Consider the following 21,752-nt stretch of genomic DNA (forward strand, 5'->3'; position numbering starts at 1 on the left):
TAAAAACTGCGATGTATTGCAAACTAGGAAAAAACGAAGCGGAAGAAAAAGGGGGGCAAGATGATGTGGTTTTCGAAAAAAAATCGAGTTGATGAGGTTGCCAAACAGCTTGCCCACTCGCCAGACTTGATGTGTCGGCGCATCCAATGCAAAGGAAAAACGGTTGACGTCTTATTTTTAAGCAATTTAATTAATCATGACCACTTGCAACAAAACGTGTTGGCATTTATTCATGACCAAGAAGACGTATCGTTAAAACAGCTCGCTCGCTGTTTGCCAATCGGTGCGGTGCACGTATGTGAAACAGAAAAAGAGATGGCGTCTTACATACGCGACGGTTGGGCATGTATATATATCGAAGGAGAAACGCACGGACTTGCCGTTAACATCGCAGAAAAAGTCGAACGTTCGCTTGAAAAAGCGGAAACGGAATCGCTTGTCCTCGGTCCGAAAATGTCGTTTACCGAGTCCATCGATACGAACATTCGTATTTTGCGCCAAAATATTACCGATCAAAAATTAGTGACTGAAAAAATGACGGTCGGGGTGCGCAACCCGCTCGATGTGCGCGTCGTATACATTGAGGACATTGCCGATCAAACAAACGTTCAAACGGTGAAACAACGGCTGTCTGAGCTTCACATTGACGAAGTGACCGACAGTTCCGTATTAGCTCAACTATTGGACGATCATGCGTATACGATTTTTCCGCAATATTTATTAACGGAGCTTCCTGACCGACTAGCGTACAGTTTAATGAAGGGGCGCATCGGCATTTTCGTTGACCGAAGTCCGACCGTCATTATTTGTCCGACGACGTTTTTTAGCTTTTTTGAAACGACAGAAGATATTTATTTACGTTGGACGATGAGCATTGTATTGCGCGCGATTCGCATGCTCGGCATTTTTGCTTCCATTTTTTTATCGCCGCTTTATGTTGCTGTCATTACGTATCATTACGAAGTCATTCCTTCCGCTTTGCTTTTGACGATTGGCGAATCGCGTTCGCGCGTCCCATTTCCTCCCGTCATTGAAGCGTTGCTTCTTGAGTTTATGATTGAACTGTTGCGCGAAGCAGGAGCGCGCTTGCCGACAAAAGTCGGTCAAACGATGGGTATCGTCGGCGGTATCGTCCTTGGACAAGCGGCAGTCGATGCAGGATTTACGAGCAACGTGCTCATTATTATTGTTGCGTTAAGTGCGCTCGGCTCATTTACGGCGCCGAGTTATGAGATGGGCGCAACGATTCGCATTTTACGCTTTCCGATTATTTTATTAGCGGCGCTTTGGGGACTTGTCGGCATATTTATCGGCGTCAGCATTTTGCTTATTCATCTATTAAAGCTCACGTCACTTGGGCGCCCGTACTTGTCACCTGTTTATCCGTTTCGTTTCTCCGATATGAAATATGCGCTCATTCGTTTGCCACAAAAGTTTTATAGCGAGCGTCCGAAGACGAATCGTCCGCAAAACGCCCGTCGCTTTTCATGGCGTGAAGCGATGAAACGAAAGGATTTGGATGAATGATGAAAACGCCAAACGAACGGCTGTCGATTAACGCTTACCTCGTGTTTTTTCTCATCCATACTGCACAAATCGGGATTGGCATCGTCGGCGTACAGCGCGTCATTTTTGTCGAGGCGCGCCAAGATGCATGGATAGCGGTGCTGATTAGCGGATTATGGATTCATCTCGCCGTTTTCGTCATATATAAAACGTTAACATCAACGGAACATGACAACATCTTCTCGCTTCATACGTTCGTTTATGGGCGCGTATTCGGTTGGATCGCCAATGCGCTCGTTATCGCCTACTTTTTAATGGCGTATACGTCTATTTTGCTTGGTTACGTTGAAATGGCAATCACGTGGATGTACCCTGATTTTCCGCTTTGGGGGGCGGCGCTCATTTTAATTGTTTTAACGGTATATGCCCTATATGGTGGGGGATTTCGGCTCGTTGCGGGCGTTAGTTTTTTAACGTTTTTTATGGCTATTTGGATTGTTATCGTCGCTTTTCAACCGTTAAAATATGCCGAATGGATTCACTTATTGCCCATTCTCGAAGCGACGCCGAAACAAATGGCGAACGGTGTATTAAAAACAGCATATACGATGCTCGGATTTGAAGTGTTATATATTATCTATCCGTTCGTCAAAGAAAAAGACCGTGTCCACCGTTACGCCCAGCTTGGCGTTTTACTGACGACGTTTCTCGTCGCTGTCGTGACGGTCATCGCCATCGCCTTTTTCAGCCCAAAGCAACTCGATGTGACCATTTGGGCGTCGTTGTCAATGTTTACGATCGTGAAATTTCCGTTCATTGAGCGATTTGAATATGTCGTCATTCCGCTTTGGCTGCTCGTCATTTTACCTAATTTGCTCATGTTTATGTGGGCGATGACGCGCGGCGGAAAAGCGCTTTTTCATATAAAGCAAAAATATATGTTATTCGTGTTCGGCTTTCTTTCGTTTATCGTTGCGATATTATTTCAACAGCGTGCCACCATTAACGAATTTATTGATCAAGCCGGATGGTACGGATTTTGGCTTAGTTTTGTTTATCCGTTCATACTGTACGTATTTGTGCGCATAAAAAAATGGGCAAAGGGGAGCGCGAAATGAAACGGCTCATCGTTTGTATGTTATTATTAAGCGGATGTGTACAGCCACGCGTATTAGAAAGACAAGGAATCACTACGGCCACTGGGTTTGACAAAAAAGGGAAGTTGTACGAAGGGGCATCCGTGATGCTTTCGTTTCAAACGACCAGATCGTCTTTGTCAGAAGTGATTGAGGCAACGAATAAAACGAGTAAAGGACTTCGCCAAGATTTAGAAGCGCAAACGAGCCACGATTTAGGGTCAGGGCAAATTCGCGTCGTCGTATACGGAAAAGAGCTCGCTGAAAAAGAGGGTGTTTTTACGTTAACCGATACGTTGCAACGCGATGCGAATATCGGTTCGCTCGTTTATTTAGCGGTTGGCGAGCCGAATGCAAAGGAAATCTTGAAAAGTAAAAAGCATGAAGATACACCAGACATCGGGACGTATTTATATCGGTTAATTGAAAAAAACTTGCGCACCGAATCGCTGTTAGCTGCAACGTTACATGAGTTTATTCATAGTTATTACGATGTCGGAAAAGACCCGATTTTACCTTATTTATCGTTGCGTGACGATAAACCGATTATTGAAAAAGTAGCGCTATTTCGCGGCGACAAATTTGTCGGGACGGTACGGCTTGATGAAAGTTTTTATATTAAAATATTAGCATCACAATATAAATCGGGGTTGAAAAATATTACAGTATCGCGTGACGATGTCGCCCCGTTATTGATAAACAAAAAAGGAAACAAAGTCAATATCGTTATTAATGAAATAAAAACAAAGCGAAAAATCAAACTTATTAGCCAAGAGCCAGTTCCGCATTTTCGCATCACCGTCAAGTTGCAAGCGGAAATTTTAGAGATGTCCGAAAAAATGAAGCCGATTATGGAAATGAATGTCCACATTCTTGAGCGGGCGATTGAAAAACAAATGAAAAAAGAAATAGAGCAACTATTAAATAAACTAAAAGCATACAAAACCGATCCGATCGGCTTCGGGCAAATGTACGACCACTCGGTGCGCGCATTGCAGTTGACGGATAAACAATGGTACAAGTTATATGACAACGCAAAAATGGATGTCGATATGCATGTGTCCATTTTACGTACAGGAACAATTGACTAATTTCCGTTTCTTGATGAAAAGTTATTTTCAATCATCATGCCATATGGTTTAATAAAAGAAGGAGGGAAGAAAACAAAAAGCGAGGATTACAACATGAATGAACAGCAGTTTCTGTACCAACACCCTCCATTGATGAAATGGGAGGCCGTTGGGCAACAGTTTGATCAATACGCTCTTTTCTTTATTACCGATCGGGACGGAACGATTGTTTACATGGACGATTCATTGTTACGACAACTATCGGGTCGTTACCATGACGTTCATCAGTTCGTTGAGCGTACCGACGGCATCGTCTCTTCATTGCGCGATGCGAACGTATGGCGCGGAAAAACAGTTGTTGACGATCGTCCTGCGTATGTGCACGTTCATTTGTTTCAATCGCATATCGTTTGGACCGGTTTCTTTTTGTTAGCGACGGACGGCTATAACGATTCGTTGACAGGAGCATTGTCGTACGAATCGTTTCAACATATGCTTTGGGAGCGAATGAACGAGCGTGAGCCTTTCGCATTATTGTCGCTTAATTTAGATCGTTTTAAATTTATTAATGATTTAATTGGCTATGAGTGCGGAAATGAATTGTTAAAACAAGTGGCAGAGCGGCTGCAACGGCACCAACATCTCGTCATTTCGCGGCAAGATCGCGACCAATTTTTTCTCGCTTTTTATACGGCGAAACGGCATGACATACGCCGTGCAATAGACGACGTTATTCAGTCCTTTTCTACACCATTTTACTTAACTGAACATGAATTAACGGTGACACCAAGCATTGGTGTAAGTGTATTTCCAGATGATGCAACCGACTGGACGACGCTCGTTTCGCTCGCCGATTTAGCGTTAGAAACGGCGAAGGAAAACGGTGGAAATACATATTGTTTTTATACGAACGAGTTAAAAAAGACGAACGAAGAAAAATTGTACATTCAACATAGCATTCGCAAAGCGTTAAAACAAAACGAATTTACGCTTCAGTATCAACCGATCGTCGACATTCAAACAGGCGATATTGTGGCGGTTGAAGCGCTGCTTCGCTGGTTTCATCCGAAGCGCGGCTGGATTTCGCCAGCAACATTTATCCCAATTGCGGAAGAAACGAATTTAATTCAACCGATCGGCGATTGGGTGTTACGAAACGTATGTGAACAAAGTAAAAAATGGAAAGAAAAAGGGCTACCACACGTGCAAATTGGTGTCAACGTTTCTATTAAACAATTTTTGCAAGCCGACTTAGTGAAACATATTGAACATGTGCTCCGCACGTACGATTTAGACCCGTTTTGTTTAAAATTAGAAATTACCGAAAGTATGGCGATGCATCATATCGATTACGTCCTTGCGCAGTTGCAGTCGTTAAAAAATTTAGGCTTGCAGCTCGCTGTCGACGATTTCGGGACAGGCTATTCTTCGTTAAACTATTTGAAAAAATTGCCGGTTGACATCATTAAAATCGACCGTTCGTTCGTGCAAGATATGGTGAAACATTCATATGACTTATCGATCGTGCGCGCGGTTATTCAAGTGGCACACAGCTTACAAATGAAAGTCGTTGCTGAAGGAGTGGAGACAGAAGAACAGCTTGCGATTTTAAAACGAGAAGGATGCGACCGCGCCCAAGGCTACTACTTCAGCAAACCGCTTGCTACCGAACAATTCGAACAATTAGTCCAACAGAAAAAAGGGCGATCTCATTAAGAGGCCGCCCTTTTGTGTCATATAATAAAATATGTCCATTGTTTACGTGAGCTTGTCCTTAGCGAAACGTTTTCCCGAACCGATGCGGACGCGACCAATCGTACCGTTTCGGTTTCGGCTCTACGTCTTCCGGTGAAATGCCTGTATACGCTTGTAATAATCGTTTGGCTTGAGACAACGGCATTTTAACAACAGGGTTGCGATAAGAATCGTCCAACGTACCGAGATGAGGCAAATGCTTGAAGTCTTCTTTTGTTGGAGGTATGTGGAAGTAATACGCACCGATCGCCACAAGCACATCCGACTTTTGCTGGCTGTACTTCGGATTTCGGGAAAAGTGAAGCCCAACTTTTTTCGCTTTTCCTTCTTCGAGCATTTTTTCAATCGTTTTTTTCTTCAGCAAATACAAGTAAGAAGGATTTAACGCCGTTTTCGCATGACGGTTGACCGTAAACAGTGCGACCGATAAGTTTTCCACGGTGCATTCGACTGTTTCCATATTTACTCAACTCCTTTTTATTTTGGTACACTTATATTATACACGATCGTTTATGTTTTTGGAAAATTTTCAATTTATTTTTTCCATTTCACGATAAGGGGGGATTCCTGTTGAAATACGGTATTATTGATATTGGCTCAAACACGATGCGCCTCGTCATTTATGAACAAAGTAAAAGCGGTCGCTTACGAGAAAGGGAAAACGTAAAAATTGCTGCCCGATTGCGCAATTATTTAACAGAAGATGGTGTGTTTACGGAGGAAGGGCTACGTGTGCTTTTAGATGGGCTTTTGACGTTTCAAGACGTAACACGCTTTCATCGTCTGCACGATGTGAAATGCGTGGCGACCGCTACAATTCGTCAAGCGCGCAATCGCGACGACATCGTTCGCATCGTTGCTGAACGGACCGACTTTCGTATTCGTATTTTATCCGAATACGAAGAAGCATACTACGGTTTTTTAGCGGTCATTCAATCGACATCGTTTCACGAAGGGATTACGATTGATATTGGCGGTGGAAGTACGGAAGTGACGTATTTTTACAATCGTGAACTTGTCGATTATCATAGCTTTCCGTTCGGGGCGTTATCGCTAAAGCGCGAATTTGTCGCTGGGGATGTTCCGACGGATGAAGAATTACAAACGTTGCGGGGATACGTTGAAAAGCAATTTCAATCGCTTCCATGGCTAAAACAACGAAAACTTCCGATCATTGCGATTGGCGGAAGCGCCCGCAACGTCGTACAAGTGCATCAAATGCTCCAAAACTACCCGATTGCCGGCATTCATCAATATGAAATGAATCGCGAACATATCGTTCAAGTGAAAAAATATTTGCGTGGTCTTACATTTGAACAACTACAAAAAGTCGAAGCGTTGTCAAAAGATCGGGCCGATTTAATTATTCCGGCGGTTGAAGTGTTTCAAACGTTATACGAAACAGTCGATGCGACGACGTTTATTTTAAGCCGAAAAGGGTTACGTGACGGCATTTTTTACGAACAGTTTGGGCCGATTATTTTTCCCAGCGTATTAGATGAAAGTTTTTTTGAATTAGCCCAAGACTACGAAGTAAATACAAACCATGTGCAGCACGTATTAAAACTAGTCACTCAACTGTTTGAACAAATGCGTGCGCTCGCTCTTTTCCCATTGACAGGAGAAGACCTCGTTTTATTAAAGCGCGCTACTCACGTGTTTTATTTAGGACAATATGTCGATGAAGAAGCGAGCAGTCAACATACGTTTTACATTTTAGCCAATCGAACGATCGACGGCTTAAGCCATCGTGACCGCGTACAGCTCGCGCTTGTCGCTTCGTTTAAAAATAAAACGTTGTTTAAACAATACGTCCAGCCGTTTCACACATGGTTTACACGCGCAGAACAAAAAAAGCTTCGTTTTCTTGGCGCCCTATTAAAATTTGCTTACAGCTTAAATGATACAAAACGAAATATTGTCAACCGTCTGCAACTTGAACTTCAACAAGAAACGATCGTTATACACATTTTTTGTAATCAATCATTTAAAGCGGAAGAGTATCAAGCCGAAAAACATAAAAAACATGTCGAAAAAATGTTAAAACGACCGATTCAATTACAATTTCATCTGGAGGGATGAGGATGGATTTTAGTCATCCGCGTTATTACAATAACCGCGAATTAAGTTGGCTTGCGTTTAACGAGCGCGTCTTGCAAGAGGCGATGGATAAGCGCAATCCACTATTAGAACGATTAAAATTTTTAGCGATTTTTAGCTCGAACTTAGATGAGTTTTTTATGGTGCGCGTGGCGGGCTTAAAAGATCAAGTGAAAGCTGGTTTTAATAAGCCAGAAAATAAAGCGGGATTAACGCCGAAAGAACAGTTAAAAAAAATTGCGAAAAAAACGCATGAGCTTGTGAAATGGCAGTATGACATGTACAATCGAACGTTATTGTCGATGCTACGTGCTGAAGGGGTACATTTGCTTGCCCCAAATGAATGGAACGACGAACAAACAACGTATTTGCAGTCGTATTTTATGAAAAACATCTTCCCGGTGTTAACGCCGATGGCGGTCGATGCGTATCGCCCGTTTCCGATGTTGTTAAATAAAAGCTTAAATTTAGCAATCGTTCTTGAAGATGATGAAGAAGAGGAAGACGATCGAAAAAAATTAGCGATCGTTCAAGTGCCGTCCGTGTTAAGTCGTTTCATTCCTTTGCCGGCAAACAACGACACGCACATGTATGCGCTATTAGAAGACGTCATCACGACGTTTATTCATACGCTATTTAAAGGCTACAACGTTTCGTCTGTTACGCAATTTCGCATTACGCGCAACGCCGATTTAACGATTCACGAGGAAGGGGCGCGCGATTTATTAAAAGAAATTGAAAAAGAGTTAAAAAAGCGAAAATGGGGCGCAGCGGTGCGGCTCGAAATGAGCAAAAAAGGATTTGATGAGTGGGTGCTCGATTATTTGCTAGACGAACTAGAAATTCATGAAAAAGATGTATACAAAATCGACGGTCCGATTGATTTAACATTTTTGTTTTCGTTTTATCATGAAGTAGCACGATACAAAGAACATCTCGTGTTTCAAACGCTCATTCCGCAACCGCCAAAAGATTTAGATGATGAGGAAGACATATTTGAAAAAGCGAAAGAAAGAGATTTATTGTTCCATCATCCGTACGAGTCGTTTGAACCCGTCATCGACTTTATTTCCGATGCGGCCGATGACCCTCATGTGTTGGCGATTAAACAGACGTTGTATCGCGTCAGCGGTGATTCTCCCATTATTGAAGCGCTCAAGCGCGCAGCTGAAAACGGGAAACAAGTGACCGTTCTCGTTGAATTAAAGGCACGGTTTGATGAAGAAAATAACGTGCAATGGGCGAAGGAGCTTGAAAAGGCAGGGTGTCACGTCATTTACGGCATGACGCATTTAAAAACGCATAGTAAAATTACGCTAATCGTTCGGCAAAAACACGGAAACATTGAGCGATTTGTTCATTTAGGTACAGGCAATTATAACGATGCGACTGCCAAAGTGTACACCGATTTCGGTTTCATTACTGCAAACGAACAATTTGGTGAAGATGCGACAAACTTTTTTAATTATTTAAGCGGCTATATGGAAAAGCCTGAGTTTCATCATTTAGTCGTCGCTCCGTTTGATTTACGACAACAATTTTTACAACTGATCGATGAAGAAATTCGTTACCATAAACAATACGGCGACGGACGCATCATCGCGAAAATGAATTCGCTAACGGACAAACAGCTCATCATGAAACTGTACGAAGCGTCGCAAGCAGGGGTACAAATCGATTTAATTGTGCGGGGTATTTGTTGTTTGCGCCCACAAATGAAAGGAGTAAGTGAAAATATTCGCGTTCGCAGCATCGTCGGCCGCTTTTTAGAACATAGCCGCGTTTATTATTTTCATCATCATGGAAAAGAACGCGTCTTTTTATCGTCTGCCGATTGGATGACGCGCAATATGGATCGCCGCATCGAAATTTTATTCCCGATTTTCCGTCAACAATTAAAAGAGCGGCTTATTGAGGTGTTACACATTTTGCTTTCTGATAACGTCAAAGCGCGCGAACAAAATGAAGATGGCGAGTACGAATATGTGAAACGAAAAGAAGACGAAGAAGAAGTCGATAGCCAAATGATGTTGTTTCAAATGGCGTATGATGTCGCAGACGATGAAGAGTAGGGGATGATTGAATGAAAGAAAGTGGAGCAGTCGCCATTGGGGGAGCATTCGGAGCGTTATGCCGATACGGCGTTGCGCTTCTTTTCCCGTTTCTTACATTTCCGTGGGGAACGTTGTTTGTCAATTACATCGGTTCGTTTTTGCTTGGCGCATTGACGTCTTACGTCGGAAAAGGAAAAATGGCTGAATGGTTGCGGCTTGCGATCGGTACAGGATTTTGCGGCGGATTGACGACGATGTCGACGTTTAGTAAGGAAACGGTCGTGTTATGGCACGAACATATCGGATTAGCGAACATATATGTGTTTGTTTCTTTCGTTGGTGGGTTGCTTTGTTGTTATGTGGGCGTATATGTCGGAGAACGGATCGGTGCAAGAAGCGTAGGTGAGGCGTCATGATGTATGTCGCACTTGGTGGCGCGTTAGGGGCGTGGTGTCGGTACAAGCTTGGCATATGGCTGATGCGTTGGACGAAACAGTCACCTGTGCCTCTTTCCATTTTATTTATTAACTGGATCGGTTCGTTTGGGCTCGGTATCACGCTTGCCCACGACGTCCAGTCGGTTGGAGTGACGGTCGGATTTTTCGGCGCGTTTACGACGTTTTCAACATTTAGCGTCGAAGCCATTCAACTCTTATCGCATAAAAAATATAAAGAAGCGCTTCTTTATGTCGGCGCTTCAATCGTTGGGAGCATATGTTTATTTCAAGCCGGGTTGATGTTATGACCCGGCTTTTAACGTAAACAACGTAAGTTCTGGCGGCGTTAAAAAGCGAAACGGCATGCGCGTCGTACCAAGTCCGCGATTGACATACAATGTGAGCTGCCCGATGTCATAAAATCCTTCAACATACTGTTTCGCAAGCGGAGGGGTTACGAGCGGGCCGATCCAAGGCAGTTGAATTTGCCCCCCATGGCTATGACCTGACAATTGAAGATGAAACGGATAGACGCTCGCTTGCGTCACAAGATCAGGTTCATGAATTAAAGCGATCGTATACGTTTCTTTCGGCAACTGTTGCACCGTTTTGGCGAAATTAGGCTTACCGAGCATAAAATCATCTAACCCCGCGATCGCAATTCGTTCATGTCCTCGTTCAATCGTTACCCATTCGTTGACAAGTAGTCGAAATCCGCTTGCTGTCATCATTCGTTTATATATGTCTGTTCCGTATCCGCCATGATCGTGGTTTCCGTAAATGCAAAATTTCCCTAGTGGAGCGTGAAGTTGGGTGAGCAGCGATGTAATCGCATCGACATGTTCATATTGATTCGGTTCATCTAGTAAATCTCCTGTAAAACAAATGACATGCGGATCGAGGTCATTCATTCGTTTCACGACCCGTTGAAAATGGTCAACAGAATAATGATACCCTAAATGTACATCGCTAAACTGAAGCAGTCGGCATCCGTCAAAGCTTTTCGGGATGAGCGGATGGACGACATCGTATCGCCGTACCGTCAACTGTTGCGGTTCTACATACTTTGCGTACATGTATCCGGCAGTGGAAAGCAAAGCTCCTTTGACGAATAAAGAAAAAATCGTTTTAAAAAAATCTCGTCGTTTCATTCGCTTCAACCTTACATATGAAATGTTCTTCACCCATTATAAAAGAAAAAAGTTCATAAAAACAGCAAAAACAATGTTAAAAATTTTCTGAATATATAGTACAATAAAAATGAATGAATAACCATTCATAAAAGGGGATGAGGAAATGAACGGAAAAGTCATTATTGTGACAGGCGGTTCAAGTGGCATGGGGAAATATATGGCGAAGCGTTTTGCGGATGAAGGGGCGCATGTCGTCATTACAGGAAGACGAAAAGAAGCGCTTGAAGAAGCGGCAGCTGACATCGGTGGCAGCGTTTTACCAATCGTTATGGACGTACGCAAACCAGAATTAGTTGCGGCGATGGTGAAAGAAACAGATGAGCGCTTTGGAAAAATTGATGCATTAATTAACAACGCTGCCGGCAACTTTATTTGTCCAGCCGAAAAGCTATCCGTTAACGGTTGGAATAGCGTCATTGACATCGTCCTAAACGGCACGTTTTATTGTAGCCGAGAAGTGGGGAACTATTGGATCGAAAAAGGACAAAAAGGGTCGATCATTAACATTGTCGCTACATATGCGTGGGGGGCAGGAGCGGGCGTCATTCATTCCGCATGTGCGAAAGCAGGCGTGTTGACGATGACGCGCACATTAGCAGTCGAATGGGGGAAAAAATACGGCTTTCGCGTGAATGCCATCGCGCCAGGTCCAATTGAGCGAACAGGCGGGGCAGAAAAGCTTATTTTATCAGAGGAGATGGAAAAACGTGTGAAAGATAGCGTGCCGCTCGGACGCTTCGGGACGCCAGAAGAAATTGCAGGTGTCGCCTCGTTTTTACTTTCTGATGCGGCTGCCTACATTAATGGGGAATGCATTACCGTTGATGGCGGGCAATGGCTCAATCAACATCCGTTTTAAAGCGACGTTTATTGGCGTCGCTTTTCTTTTGTTTCCTAACAAACACTTTTATTTTTCTTATGATATAATGGTTGAAAAAACGGGGGAGGAGGCGTCGTTTTGGATGCGCTAGACATTTTAACACATATCGATCAAGTCGTCCCGCATTATCAGCCGATTTTTAGTGCTGATGAGCAGTGCATCGTTGGATATGAAGTGCTCGGTCGCTTTCAACAAGATGGTGAAGTCATCAGCCTCGGTCCATTTTTTCACGACGAAACAATTCCAGAAGAGTTTCGTATGGAAGTCGATGTTGCCATAACGACGAAGGCGCTCGAACAGTTTGTCAACGAACAGCCAGCATCGCTTATTTTTATCAATCGTGACGCAAACGTGTTAATGCTTGATCGAGGCGAATCATTTTTACAATTACTTCTTCCATATAAAGAAAAAGGATTGCGATTAAACCAAGTCGTCCTCGAAATAACCGAACATCATTTCAAAGGCGACATTCAACAGCTCGGGCACGTATTGACGTATTTGCGTACATACGGCATTCAAATTGCGGTTGATAACATCGGAAAAGAAAGCAGCAATTTAGATCGCATTCGTCTGTTGGCGCCCGATTTATTAAAAATTGATTTACATTCGTTGCGCACGTCAACCGTATCGTACGATGATGTGCTGTATTCGATCTCGCTTTTAGCGCGCAAAATTGGCGCAACGCTTTTGTATGAAGAGATTGAAAACGCCTTTCAACTGCAATACGCGTGGCGAAATGGGGGAAGATATTATCAAGGCTATTATTTGCACGAACCTTCGCCATCATTTCTTCCGAAAGACTTATTAAAAGAAACGTTGCGCACTCAGTTTCATACGTTCATTCAGCACGAAAAAAAGAAACTGCAAACGTTGTATGACATTTCCGAACAGTTTCAAGCGCGCATTTCCGAGCTCGTTTCTAAATATAAAAAAGCGTCATCGTTTAACGAACTCATTTCTGCCTTAGCCAAACAGTTAAGCGATTGCAGTTTTCGCATTTACATATGCGATGAAGACGGATTTCAACAGTCCGCAAACATATTTAAGCAAGGCGAAACGTGGGAGTTACAGCCCCAATACGAAATGAAAAACTGGAGTTGGCGTCCGTACTTTTTAGAAAACATTATTCGCATGCGCTCACGCAAGCGCGGCATTTTATCAGATTTGTACAGCGATATTGAAACAGGTGAAATGATTCGCACATATTCGTATCCGATTGATGAACACCATTATTTATTTATCGACTTAACGTACGAGTATTTATTTGAACATAACGCCCATTTGTAATAAAACGTCGCTTGCGGTGGAAAAGTAAGCTTGAGGTGAGTGATGATGGACACATTTTCTTGGATGCTTTTACTGATCGTAAGCGGGGTATTAGTTGGGGGATTTGTGTATACGTATCAAGTTGGCAAGCGCCAAAAAACGCAAGGCGAATACGACACGAGTGTTGGCGAGAAAGTGGCAGCTCATCCGTATGTACGCAATCCGGTATTTATTGCTTACATCGTGTTTGTCGCTCTTTTGCTCGGTTATATTGCATACGTCGCGCTTCAAACGTAAGCCCGCTATGGTGGGCTTTCGTTTTTGTTTACTTTTTCCTCGAATCTTGGTACAGTAGTGAATAGTCGTTGAAATACGTATCGGAAAGGAATGAACGTCATGTCGCAATTATTAGGCATTATCCAACGTTTAATTAGCTTGCAAGAACAAAAAACAGGAACGAATGAGGCACCACAACGTAACTTCGAAGTGAACGGTGAAAAAAAATGTAGCGTCACATATTACGAAAAAACGAACACGTTCGTATTAGAAGTGTACGAAAAAGGCGAGAAGCCGAAATCGTATCAGTTTGACAACATTGATATGATCGCCATCGAAATTTTTGATTTGTTGAATTAAGTCTTCACCTACTGTGAAGGCTTTTTTTGCGCTTTCCCATATCGAAACGAACATGGTACAATGACAAATGGGGATTACATTGTGAAAGGCGGAATGACGATGCAACAACCATCGCTCGTTGAACTGATGATTCCGTCCGATAAAGTGGCGCACGTGCAAGTAGGGAATCATTTAGAACACGCATTATTAGTATTGACGCGCACAGGATATTCAGCCATCCCAGTGTTAAACATGACGTATCAACTGCAAGGGCTCATCAGCATGACGATGATTATGGATGCGATTTTAGGTGTAGAGCGCATTGAATTTGAGCGGCTTGAAACGATGAAAGTCGAACAGGCGATGCAACGCAACATCCCGCGTTTACATGTGAACGATTCATTTTTAAAAGCGTTGAAGCTGCTTATTGACCATCCGTTCGTTTGCGTCGAAAACGATGACGGCTACTTTGTAGGGATCGTGACGCGTCGAGAAATATTAAAGCGGTTCAATCGCTCGATGTACGAAAAGCGAAAATAAGCTTGTCACCGTTTGTTTCATTTGTTAAAGTAAAAAAATAAAACGACAAGGAGGAACTTCAAATGATGATGGATGCAAATGAAATTATTTCGTTTATTCAAAACAGCAAAAAGAAAACACCTGTGAAAGTATACATAAAAGGAGACATTGCCGACATCGATTTCGGTCCGAGCGCGAAAACATTTATTACAGGTCAGACAGGCGTCGTATTTGGCGAATGGGCAGACATTGAAGCGGCACTTGAAGCAAACAAACATAAGATTGAAGACTACGTCGTTGAAAACGACCGTCGCAATTCAGCCATTCCGCTTCTTGATTTAAAACATATTAAAGCGCGCATTGAGCCGGGAGCGATCATTCGCGATCAAGTGCAAATTGGCGACAATGCCGTCATTATGATGGGTGCGGTCATTAACATCGGTGCCGTTGTTGGTGAAGGTACGATGATTGATATGAATGCGGTGCTCGGCGGACGGGCGACAGTAGGGAAAAACTGTCACGTTGGGGCAGGCGCTGTGCTTGCCGGCGTCATCGAACCACCATCAGCAAAACCGGTTATCGTAGAAGACGATGTGATGATCGGAGCAAACGCGGTCATTTTAGAAGGAGTGACGGTCGGAAAAGGTGCGGTCGTTGCCGCTGGTGCGATTGTGACAGAAGATGTGCCGCCATATACGGTCGTTGCTGGCGTACCGGCGCGCGTCATTAAACAAATCGACGAAAAAACAAAAGCAAAAGTAGAAATTAAACAAGAACTTCGTCAACTATAAAGCGTGGATCGATTCCACGCTTTTTTCAAAAGGAGGATCGAAATGTTTATAAACATTCGCCGCGATTTGCATCAAATTCCCGAACTCGGCTTTCAAGAGTTTAAAACACAACAATACATATTAGACTATCTTGCCACCCTTCCGTCTGAGCGACTGCAAATCAAAACGTGGCGCACAGGTATTCTCGTGCGCGTTCATGGCACTGCACCAACGAAGACGATCGGTTATCGCGCCGATATGGACGGGCTGCCGATTGACGAGCAGACGGACGTCCCGTTTCGCTCGATGCACGAAGGGCGGATGCACGCGTGTGGGCACGATATGCATATGGCGATTGCCCTCGGTGTGCTCACTCATGTTGTTCATCATCCCATTCGTGATGACATGCTGTTTATTTTTCAACCAGCCGAAGAAGGACCGGGCGGGGCGCTTCCGATGTTGGAGAGCGACGAAATGAAACAATGGATGCCCGATATGATCCTTGCTTTGCATATTGCTCCAGAATATCCGGTCGGAACGATCGCAACAAAAGAAGGGTTATTGTTTGCGAACACGTCCGAACTGTTTATTGACTTAATCGGCAAAGGAGGGCATGCTGCGTTTCCGCATGAAACGAAAGATATGGTCGTTGCGGCAAGCTCCCTTATCATGCAACTGCAAACGATTGTCTCACGCAACGTCAATCCGCTCGATAGCGCTGTTATTACAGTTGGCAAACTAACGAGCGGGACGGTACAAAACGTTATCGCTGAGCGCGCACGGCTTGAAGGAACGATTCGTACACTTTCACCAGAAGCGATGGAAAAAGTGAAAGGGCGCATTGAAGCGATTGTGCGCGGCATCGAAGTCGCTTACGACTGCCAAGCGCACATTGATTACGGTTCGATGTATTATCAAGTGTACAACGACGAGACGTTAACGAACGAATTTATGCAATTTGTTGAGAAAGAAACAAATGTACACCTCGTTCGTTGTCAAGAAGCGATGACGGGCGAAGATTTCGGCTACATGCTTGCGCGCATTCCTGGTTTTATGTTTTGGCTCGGGGTGCAATCTCCGTTCGGCTTACATCATGCGAAATTAAACCCAAACGAAGAGGCGATCGATGTTGCCATTCAACTGCTTACTCGTTACGTCACTTGGAAAGGAAATCATAAAGTAAAGGAAGAATAATGATGAAACTACGAGAACTTATGCCATCATTAGACGGAGCAACAGTCGTACTAAACGGAAATGTCACTCGTGAACAGCTTATTGGAAAACCGACGCTCATTCATTTTTGGGCGGTCAGTTGCCATCTTTGTAAAGAAGGAATTAAACAAGTAAACGCATTTCGCGATCGCTATGAAGGAGAATTACACGTCATTTCTATTCATATGCCGCGACGCGATGGCGACGAAAACGTAGAAGTCGTCCAACAGCTAGCTGAACAATACGGCATTACCCATCCGCTTTTCATTGACAACGACCATCGGTTAAAAGAAGCGTTTGATAATCGCTGTGTGCCGACGTACTATATATTTGATGCAGATGGTCATTTTCGCCATTACCAAGCAGGAAGCGGTGGAATGAATATGTTAGAAAAACGAATTATTCGCGTCATTGATGAATATCGAACAAGAGGGGATTTGTGATGAAGAAGAAAGAGTTTGCCGTCATCGGTCTCGGACGCTTTGGCGGTAGCGTTTGCCGCACGTTAAGCGAACAAGGCATGGAAGTGCTTGCGATCGATACGAATGAAGATAAAGTGAACGAATACGCATCAATTGCATCGCAAGCGGTCGTTGCGGATTCAACGGATGAAAATGTTTTAAAAAGTTTAGGCATTCGTAATTTTGACCACGTCATCGTTGCCATCGGAGACAACATTCAAGCGAGCATTTTAACGACATTAATTTTAAAAGAGCTTGGCGTTGAAAAAATTACAGTGAAAGCAACGAACGATTATCATGAAAAAGTGTTGAAAAAAATCGGTGCTGACCACATCGTCCATCCCGAACGAGATATGGGCGAACGGATTGCAAACAATATGATTTCAAACAACGTGCTCGACTATTTAGAACTATCCGATCGCCACAGCATCGTTGAAATTGTCGCAAACGAACGACTGCACGGTCATTCGCTCCTTGAATTAGACATTCGCGCCAAATACGGTATTAACATCGTGGCGATTAAACGAAACAACGACATTATCGTATCACCGCTTGCATCAGAAGTCATTTACGAAGGGGACATTTTAATCGTCATCGGTGCCGATCAAGACATCGACCGCTTCGAGAGGGAAGTCGTGGGAGAATAAAGAAGAAGGTGTCCAAGCGGGCACCTTCTTAAAAAAGATAGAGCATATTGCTAACTTCTTTCATAGCTATTTATTTGTGAAATTTTTGAAGTTTTTTGTTTCTCTTCTAGATATTTTAATTGGATTTCAAACACTTTTTCTCTTGGTACGTAATGAATGACTCCTTGTTTCAAAAGTGCATCCACTTTTTTCACTTTTTTCATTATTTCTCTCTGAATCTTTGTATTTTTAATTTCAAAAGGAACATCATTTAAAGTATATGGTTGTCCAATGAATTGTTTATGAATAATATACATATTTTGTATCAATAAATAACTATCATAACGATTGATTTTTATGGGGTGTATAAAATCTGGTCTTTTTATCGACAATGCTTTAATCTTTCCATCTTTATCATTATCTTTTGTGATGGGGATACAAAACAGCCCATTAGGGAATTCTTCTTTTTCAATGACTAAAATTAACGCAGGTCTTCTCTCTTTTATAGGTACCTTATATTGTGTCCAGTCGGTGATTGAAAAAAATTCTTCCTTGATAAAATAAATTTTAAAATGTTCAGACATATCGTAATACCCCAATCTAAAAAAAAGAAGCGGATACCCCACTTCTTTTTTGACAAGTTTTCGAGTCCGCCACTTATGAGTCGCCTGCGGATGAGCGACAAGTTTTCGAATCCGCCACTTATGAGTCGCTTGCGGATGAGCGACAAGTTTTCAAGTCACTTGTCCAGCCTTTCGTCGTGCAATTTTTAATGGTGGCGAAAGACTAATCATGGGTAACTAACACACCCCACATTTGTATTTTTATTATATTCAACAAAATATATTCTGTCAATGAACACATTCGACAGGATCCTGATTATACCAAAGCACGAACTTGTTTTTTCTCTCGCAAACATTTTACTTCTCCTCATCTCTAGGCTGCCGCTCGTCACGTTCTTTGAGGCGGGGGACTTCTTTCGAAAATTACGTTAAAAAAGAAGGTGTCCAAGCGGGCACCTTCTTTTTTTACACTTCCATAATAATCGGTAAAATCATCGGTTTTCGCTTCGTTTTTTCGTATAAAAACGGCGCAAGGGTGTCGGTAATTTCTGTTTTAATGTCTGACCATTGATTTGTTCCTTGTTCGAGTAACTGTTGTAAATGTTTCGCAATAAGCTGTTGTGCATCGTTAATTAAATTGCCCGATTCACGCATGTAGACGAATCCGCGTGAAATGATGTCTGGACCTGCGGCAATTTTCATTTCTTTCATGTTGATGCTCACAACGACGATGACTAATCCTTCTTCCGACAAAATGCGACGGTCGCGCAAGACGATGTTGCCGATATCGCCAATGCCGCTTCCGTCGATATAGACGGAGCCAGATGGGATTTTGCCGACGATGCTTGCGCCTTCTTCACTAATGCCGAGCACTTCTCCGTTGTCCATAATAAAGCAGTTTTCTTCTGGTACACCGCAATCGACAGCTAGTTTTACATGCATTTTTTGCATGCGATATTCACCGTGAATCGGCATGAAATATTTCGGTTTCATGAGGCGAATCATTAATTTTTGTTCCTCTTGTCCGCCGTGACCAGACGTATGAATGTCGCTAAGCGGTCCATGAATGACTTCCGCTCCTGCACGCGCAAGCATGTTAATGATGCGATTGACACTTACAGTATTGCCCGGAATTGGCGAAGATGAAAAGACGACTGTATCCCCCGGCATAATTTGAATTTGACGGTGCGACCCATTGGCGATGCGCGATAACGCCGCCATCGGCTCACCTTGGCTTCCGGTGCAAAGAATGGTCACGCGATGGGCAGGAAGGCGATTAATTTGCGTAGCGTCAACGAACGTATCTTTCGGACATTTAATGTAGCCGAGCTGTTGTCCAATTTCGATGGCCGCTTCCATGCTTCGTCCAAATACGGCGATTTTCCGGTTGTTTAACACAGCCGCTTCGGTGACTTGCTGTAAGCGGTGAATGTTGGAAGCAAACGTCGCAAAAATAATGCGACCTTGTACTTTTCGGAAAATATCGTGAATGCTTTCGCCGACGCGTCGCTCAGACATCGTAAAATGCGGAATTTCGCTATTTGTACTGTCGGACAACAAACAAAGGACGCCTTCTTTTCCGATTTCAGCCATCTTCGTTAAGTTGGCTGGCTCACCAACAGGCGTAAAGTCGAATTTAAAATCGCCCGTATGCACAATTTGCCCGACCGGTGTTTTGACGACAATGCCGTAGCTATCTGGAATGCTGTGCGTTGTCCGGAAAAATGTTACCGCAGTTTTTCCGAACGAAATGACGTCATCTTCTTTTATTTCAATTAGTTTCGTTTGGCGAAGCAATCCGTGTTCTTCTAATTTGTTGCGAATGAGCCCAAGCGCTAATTTTCCACCGTAAATTGGCACGTTCACTTGACGAAGTAAATACGGAATGCCGCCAATATGGTCTTCATGTCCGTGCGTAATAAACAATCCTTTAATGTTTTCTGCGTTTTTCACTAAATAGCTATAATCAGGAATGACGTAATCAATGCCGAGCAATTCATCTTCCGGAAACTTAATGCCGGCGTCGATGATGATGATTTCATCTTCATACTGCACGCCATATGTATTTTTTCCGATTTCGCCTAGACCGCCGAGGGCGAAAACGCCAACTTGTTTGTTTTTCAACATGTTCATTGTTCAATCTCCAATACGTGAAAATCAGGGTTTTGTTGCTCGTACGCTAAATGCGCCCCTTCAAGCGGTTGAATGTATTCAATATTGATATGACGGTCTTGTAATTTTCGGCGCACATCTCGCTCGCTTTTTGCTTCGATGTAGAGCGTCTTCGTTTTTTCTCTTACCGGCACTTCATCGATCGTTTCTTGATAAAACACTTTAAAAATCAACGTTCATCTCTCCTTATGTGTAATGTTGCTTTTTTTATTATACCACACTTCATCGTTCCCCTTTAGGAAGTGAAGCGATGTGTAGCTCCGGCCGCTTTCCGCTTTTCCTATTATATATAAAAAGTGTAGAATAGGAAACAAAATTGAAAAGAAGCCCTTCGATTGAAGGGCTCGTACAACTAGGCAATGGATTTTTTACGCAAAAGTTCTTTCCATTGTTCGAGCAGCTTGCGTTTCAACTTTTTCAACATGACGCATCACTCCTCACTTTTATTGTATCCGATTTTGTCCGAAAGTAAATGTTTTATCTACTATTTATTATAAGAAGATGCTCGACAAATTTTGCATGGGAAAATATACATTGAAACAACCAATTTATTGACAATATGGCGCAATTCCGTTACGGTAAGTTTGTGAACTTTTACACGAGGAGCGCGAGAAACATGGAGAGAAAGATCGTCTTTTTTGATATTGACGGAACGTTGTTAGATCATGATAAACAGTTGCCGGAATCGACATATGAAGCGATACATGAATTAAAAAAACAAGGGGTATATGTAGCGATCGCCACAGGAAGAGCGCCGTTTATGTTTGAATCGTTGCGAAAAGAGCTTGACATTCAATCGTTTGTCAGCTTTAACGGACAGTATGTTGTTTTTGAAGGGGAGGTCATTTACAATCAACCGCTTGATCGCAAGCAACTTCGTGCATTAAAACAAATGGCACGCGACAATGACCATCCGCTTATTTTTATGGACGCCGACACGATGCGTGCAAGTGTAGCCGATCATCCGTACATTCACGAAAGCATGGGAAGTTTAAAATTTACTCATCCACCGCACGATGAAACGTATGATGAACGAAACGACATTTATCAAGCGCTTTTGTTTTGTAAACCAGAAGAAGAACAGCCGTATATTCAATCGTTTCCGACGTTTCACTTCGTGCGCTGGCATGCGGTGTCAACGGACGTATTGCCATATGGAGGTTCAAAAGCAGAAGGAATTAAAAAAATGATGAACGAACTCGGCATTCCGCGCGAAAACGTTTATGCGTTCGGCGATGGGTTAAACGATACAGAAATGCTTCGCTTTGTCGGCACAGGTGTCGCGATGGGAAATGGGCATGAAGAAGCGAAACGAGCGGCCGATTTTGTGACAAAAGCTGTCGATGAAGACGGCATTTTATTCGGCTTACGTCAGCTCGGATTGTTGAAATAAAAGGTGTCCGCAATGGACACCCTT

At 43.1% G+C, this 21,752-nt stretch carries 23 protein-coding genes; 18 read left to right on the plus strand and 5 right to left on the minus strand.

Annotated features, from left to right (window positions below):
* The first annotated feature begins 60 nt into the window (after positions 1–60).
* The 4 genes from ETB99_RS11035 (at position 61) to ETB99_RS11050 (ending at position 5,428) form a co-directional block, all read left to right on the plus strand.
* Positions 61–1,527 carry a spore germination protein gene (locus ETB99_RS11035; RefSeq protein ID WP_171700614.1) on the plus strand — a complete coding sequence of 489 codons (1,467 nt, stop codon included), beginning with the start codon at positions 61–63 and terminating at the stop codon, positions 1,525–1,527.
* The gene (locus ETB99_RS11040) at positions 1,524–2,624 is read left to right on the plus strand and encodes a GerAB/ArcD/ProY family transporter (RefSeq protein WP_171700615.1); all 1,101 of its coding nucleotides are present in this window, start codon (positions 1,524–1,526) and stop codon (positions 2,622–2,624) included. The genes ETB99_RS11035 and ETB99_RS11040 overlap by 4 nt, the downstream gene beginning before the upstream one ends.
* On the plus strand, positions 2,621–3,733 hold the full coding sequence (locus tag ETB99_RS11045) for a Ger(x)C family spore germination protein (RefSeq protein WP_171700616.1): 1,113 nt from the start codon (positions 2,621–2,623) through the stop codon (positions 3,731–3,733). The genes ETB99_RS11040 and ETB99_RS11045 overlap by 4 nt, the downstream gene beginning before the upstream one ends.
* Before the next feature lie 93 nt (positions 3,734–3,826).
* On the plus strand, positions 3,827–5,428 hold the full coding sequence (locus ETB99_RS11050) for a putative bifunctional diguanylate cyclase/phosphodiesterase (RefSeq protein ID WP_171700617.1): 1,602 nt from the start codon (positions 3,827–3,829) through the stop codon (positions 5,426–5,428).
* Between the two features lie 58 nt (positions 5,429–5,486).
* Here ETB99_RS11050 and ETB99_RS11055 read toward each other — a convergent pair whose 3' ends face one another.
* Entirely contained in the window at positions 5,487–5,927 is a 441-nt protein-coding gene (locus ETB99_RS11055) for a YkyB family protein (protein WP_006321275.1), read from the minus strand.
* A 110-nt stretch (positions 5,928–6,037) separates the two neighbouring features.
* Here ETB99_RS11055 and ETB99_RS11060 point away from each other — a divergent pair, with 110 nt between their 5' ends.
* Genes ETB99_RS11060 through crcB form a run of 4 tightly spaced genes read left to right on the plus strand, consistent with a single transcriptional unit; the run spans position 6,038 to position 10,366 of the window.
* Positions 6,038–7,549, plus strand: coding sequence for a Ppx/GppA family phosphatase (locus ETB99_RS11060; RefSeq protein WP_171700618.1), 1,512 nt, complete (start codon positions 6,038–6,040; stop codon positions 7,547–7,549).
* 2 nt (positions 7,550–7,551) lie between these two features.
* Complete coding sequence (locus tag ETB99_RS11065) at positions 7,552–9,639, plus strand: RNA degradosome polyphosphate kinase (protein WP_171700619.1); 2,088 nt, start codon at positions 7,552–7,554, stop codon at positions 9,637–9,639.
* Positions 9,640–9,650: 11 nt separating this feature from the next.
* A complete protein-coding gene (locus ETB99_RS11070; RefSeq protein ID WP_077429792.1) occupies positions 9,651–10,037 on the plus strand; it encodes a fluoride efflux transporter FluC in 387 nt (128 codons plus the stop codon).
* Positions 10,034–10,366, plus strand: coding sequence for a fluoride efflux transporter CrcB (crcB, locus tag ETB99_RS11075; RefSeq protein ID WP_129000039.1), 333 nt, complete (start codon positions 10,034–10,036; stop codon positions 10,364–10,366). Before ETB99_RS11070 ends, crcB begins: the two co-directional genes overlap by 4 nt.
* On the opposite strand, the gene ETB99_RS11080 is transcribed toward crcB, so the two are convergent.
* Entirely contained in the window at positions 10,361–11,209 is an 849-nt protein-coding gene (locus ETB99_RS11080; protein ID WP_004891329.1) for a metallophosphoesterase, read from the minus strand. The two genes, crcB and ETB99_RS11080, sit on opposite strands and share 6 nt — an antisense overlap.
* Positions 11,210–11,354: 145 nt before the next feature.
* Here ETB99_RS11080 and fadH point away from each other — a divergent pair, with 145 nt between their 5' ends.
* From fadH to ETB99_RS11125, 9 genes are all read left to right on the plus strand, one after another.
* Complete coding sequence (gene fadH, locus ETB99_RS11085) at positions 11,355–12,110, plus strand: 2,4-dienoyl-CoA reductase (protein WP_171700620.1); 756 nt, start codon at positions 11,355–11,357, stop codon at positions 12,108–12,110.
* Between the two features lie 99 nt (positions 12,111–12,209).
* Positions 12,210–13,418, plus strand: coding sequence for an EAL domain-containing protein (locus ETB99_RS11090; protein ID WP_171700621.1), 1,209 nt, complete (start codon positions 12,210–12,212; stop codon positions 13,416–13,418).
* Between the two features lie 42 nt (positions 13,419–13,460).
* Positions 13,461–13,694 carry a hypothetical protein gene (locus tag ETB99_RS11095; RefSeq protein ID WP_171700622.1) on the plus strand — a complete coding sequence of 78 codons (234 nt, stop codon included), beginning with the start codon at positions 13,461–13,463 and terminating at the stop codon, positions 13,692–13,694.
* A gap of 99 nt (positions 13,695–13,793) precedes the next feature.
* Positions 13,794–14,033: a YkuJ family protein gene (locus ETB99_RS11100; protein WP_003396622.1), complete on the plus strand. Its 240-nt coding sequence runs from the start codon at positions 13,794–13,796 to the stop codon at positions 14,031–14,033.
* 60 nt (positions 14,034–14,093) lie between these two features.
* Positions 14,094–14,552, plus strand: a complete 459-nt coding sequence (cbpB, locus tag ETB99_RS11105) for a cyclic-di-AMP-binding protein CbpB (protein ID WP_171700623.1) — start codon at positions 14,094–14,096, stop codon at positions 14,550–14,552.
* Between the two features lie 62 nt (positions 14,553–14,614).
* Positions 14,615–15,322, plus strand: coding sequence for a 2,3,4,5-tetrahydropyridine-2,6-dicarboxylate N-acetyltransferase (dapD, locus tag ETB99_RS11110; RefSeq protein ID WP_006321308.1), 708 nt, complete (start codon positions 14,615–14,617; stop codon positions 15,320–15,322).
* A 42-nt stretch (positions 15,323–15,364) separates the two neighbouring features.
* Entirely contained in the window at positions 15,365–16,495 is a 1,131-nt protein-coding gene (locus tag ETB99_RS11115; protein WP_171700624.1) for an N-acetyldiaminopimelate deacetylase, read from the plus strand.
* A 2-nt stretch (positions 16,496–16,497) separates the two neighbouring features.
* Positions 16,498–16,956: a TlpA family protein disulfide reductase gene (locus ETB99_RS11120; RefSeq protein ID WP_171700625.1), complete on the plus strand. Its 459-nt coding sequence runs from the start codon at positions 16,498–16,500 to the stop codon at positions 16,954–16,956.
* Positions 16,956–17,621, plus strand: coding sequence for a potassium channel family protein (locus tag ETB99_RS11125; RefSeq protein ID WP_171700626.1), 666 nt, complete (start codon positions 16,956–16,958; stop codon positions 17,619–17,621). The genes ETB99_RS11120 and ETB99_RS11125 overlap by 1 nt, the downstream gene beginning before the upstream one ends.
* 50 nt (positions 17,622–17,671) lie before the next feature.
* On the opposite strand, the gene ETB99_RS11130 is transcribed toward ETB99_RS11125, so the two are convergent.
* The 3 genes from ETB99_RS11130 to ETB99_RS11140 form a co-directional block, all read right to left on the minus strand.
* Positions 17,672–18,184 carry a hypothetical protein gene (locus tag ETB99_RS11130; protein WP_171700627.1) on the minus strand — a complete coding sequence of 171 codons (513 nt, stop codon included), beginning with the start codon at positions 18,182–18,184 and terminating at the stop codon, positions 17,672–17,674.
* A 444-nt stretch (positions 18,185–18,628) separates the two neighbouring features.
* Complete coding sequence (gene rnjA, locus ETB99_RS11135; RefSeq protein WP_012575451.1) at positions 18,629–20,296, minus strand: ribonuclease J1; 1,668 nt, start codon at positions 20,294–20,296, stop codon at positions 18,629–18,631.
* Complete coding sequence (locus tag ETB99_RS11140; protein ID WP_171700628.1) at positions 20,293–20,508, minus strand: DNA-dependent RNA polymerase subunit epsilon; 216 nt, start codon at positions 20,506–20,508, stop codon at positions 20,293–20,295. The genes rnjA and ETB99_RS11140 overlap by 4 nt, the downstream gene beginning before the upstream one ends.
* Before the next feature lie 443 nt (positions 20,509–20,951).
* On the opposite strand from ETB99_RS11140, the gene ETB99_RS11145 reads away from it, so the two are divergent.
* Positions 20,952–21,728 (plus strand): Cof-type HAD-IIB family hydrolase, encoded by a 777-nt coding sequence (locus tag ETB99_RS11145; RefSeq protein ID WP_171700629.1) that lies wholly within the window; start codon positions 20,952–20,954, stop codon positions 21,726–21,728.
* Positions 21,729–21,752 lie beyond the last annotated feature (24 nt).

It is taken from the genome of Anoxybacillus sp. CHMUD, assembly GCF_013096965.1.
Lineage (GTDB): Bacteria > Bacillota > Bacilli > Bacillales > Anoxybacillaceae > Anoxybacillus > Anoxybacillus kestanbolensis_A.

Coding starts and splice junctions, on each gene's coding strand:
- ETB99_RS11035 (WP_171700614.1), top strand. CDS start 61: ATGATGTGGTTTTCGAAAAAAAATCGAGTTGATGAGGTTGCCAAACAG.
- ETB99_RS11040 (WP_171700615.1), top strand. CDS start 1,524: ATGATGAAAACGCCAAACGAACGGCTGTCGATTAACGCTTACCTCGTG.
- ETB99_RS11045 (WP_171700616.1), top strand. CDS start 2,621: ATGAAACGGCTCATCGTTTGTATGTTATTATTAAGCGGATGTGTACAG.
- ETB99_RS11050 (WP_171700617.1), top strand. CDS start 3,827: ATGAATGAACAGCAGTTTCTGTACCAACACCCTCCATTGATGAAATGG.
- ETB99_RS11055 (WP_006321275.1), bottom strand. CDS start 5,927: ATGGAAACAGTCGAATGCACCGTGGAAAACTTATCGGTCGCACTGTTT.
- ETB99_RS11065 (WP_171700619.1), top strand. CDS start 7,552: ATGGATTTTAGTCATCCGCGTTATTACAATAACCGCGAATTAAGTTGG.
- ETB99_RS11070 (WP_077429792.1), top strand. CDS start 9,651: ATGAAAGAAAGTGGAGCAGTCGCCATTGGGGGAGCATTCGGAGCGTTA.
- crcB (WP_129000039.1), top strand. CDS start 10,034: ATGATGTATGTCGCACTTGGTGGCGCGTTAGGGGCGTGGTGTCGGTAC.
- ETB99_RS11080 (WP_004891329.1), bottom strand. CDS start 11,209: ATGAAACGACGAGATTTTTTTAAAACGATTTTTTCTTTATTCGTCAAA.
- fadH (WP_171700620.1), top strand. CDS start 11,355: ATGAACGGAAAAGTCATTATTGTGACAGGCGGTTCAAGTGGCATGGGG.
- ETB99_RS11095 (WP_171700622.1), top strand. CDS start 13,461: ATGATGGACACATTTTCTTGGATGCTTTTACTGATCGTAAGCGGGGTA.
- ETB99_RS11100 (WP_003396622.1), top strand. CDS start 13,794: ATGTCGCAATTATTAGGCATTATCCAACGTTTAATTAGCTTGCAAGAA.
- cbpB (WP_171700623.1), top strand. CDS start 14,094: ATGACAAATGGGGATTACATTGTGAAAGGCGGAATGACGATGCAACAA.
- dapD (WP_006321308.1), top strand. CDS start 14,615: ATGATGATGGATGCAAATGAAATTATTTCGTTTATTCAAAACAGCAAA.
- ETB99_RS11115 (WP_171700624.1), top strand. CDS start 15,365: ATGTTTATAAACATTCGCCGCGATTTGCATCAAATTCCCGAACTCGGC.
- ETB99_RS11120 (WP_171700625.1), top strand. CDS start 16,498: ATGAAACTACGAGAACTTATGCCATCATTAGACGGAGCAACAGTCGTA.
- ETB99_RS11125 (WP_171700626.1), top strand. CDS start 16,956: ATGAAGAAGAAAGAGTTTGCCGTCATCGGTCTCGGACGCTTTGGCGGT.
- ETB99_RS11130 (WP_171700627.1), bottom strand. CDS start 18,184: ATGTCTGAACATTTTAAAATTTATTTTATCAAGGAAGAATTTTTTTCA.
- rnjA (WP_012575451.1), bottom strand. CDS start 20,296: ATGAACATGTTGAAAAACAAACAAGTTGGCGTTTTCGCCCTCGGCGGT.
- ETB99_RS11145 (WP_171700629.1), top strand. CDS start 20,952: ATGGAGAGAAAGATCGTCTTTTTTGATATTGACGGAACGTTGTTAGAT.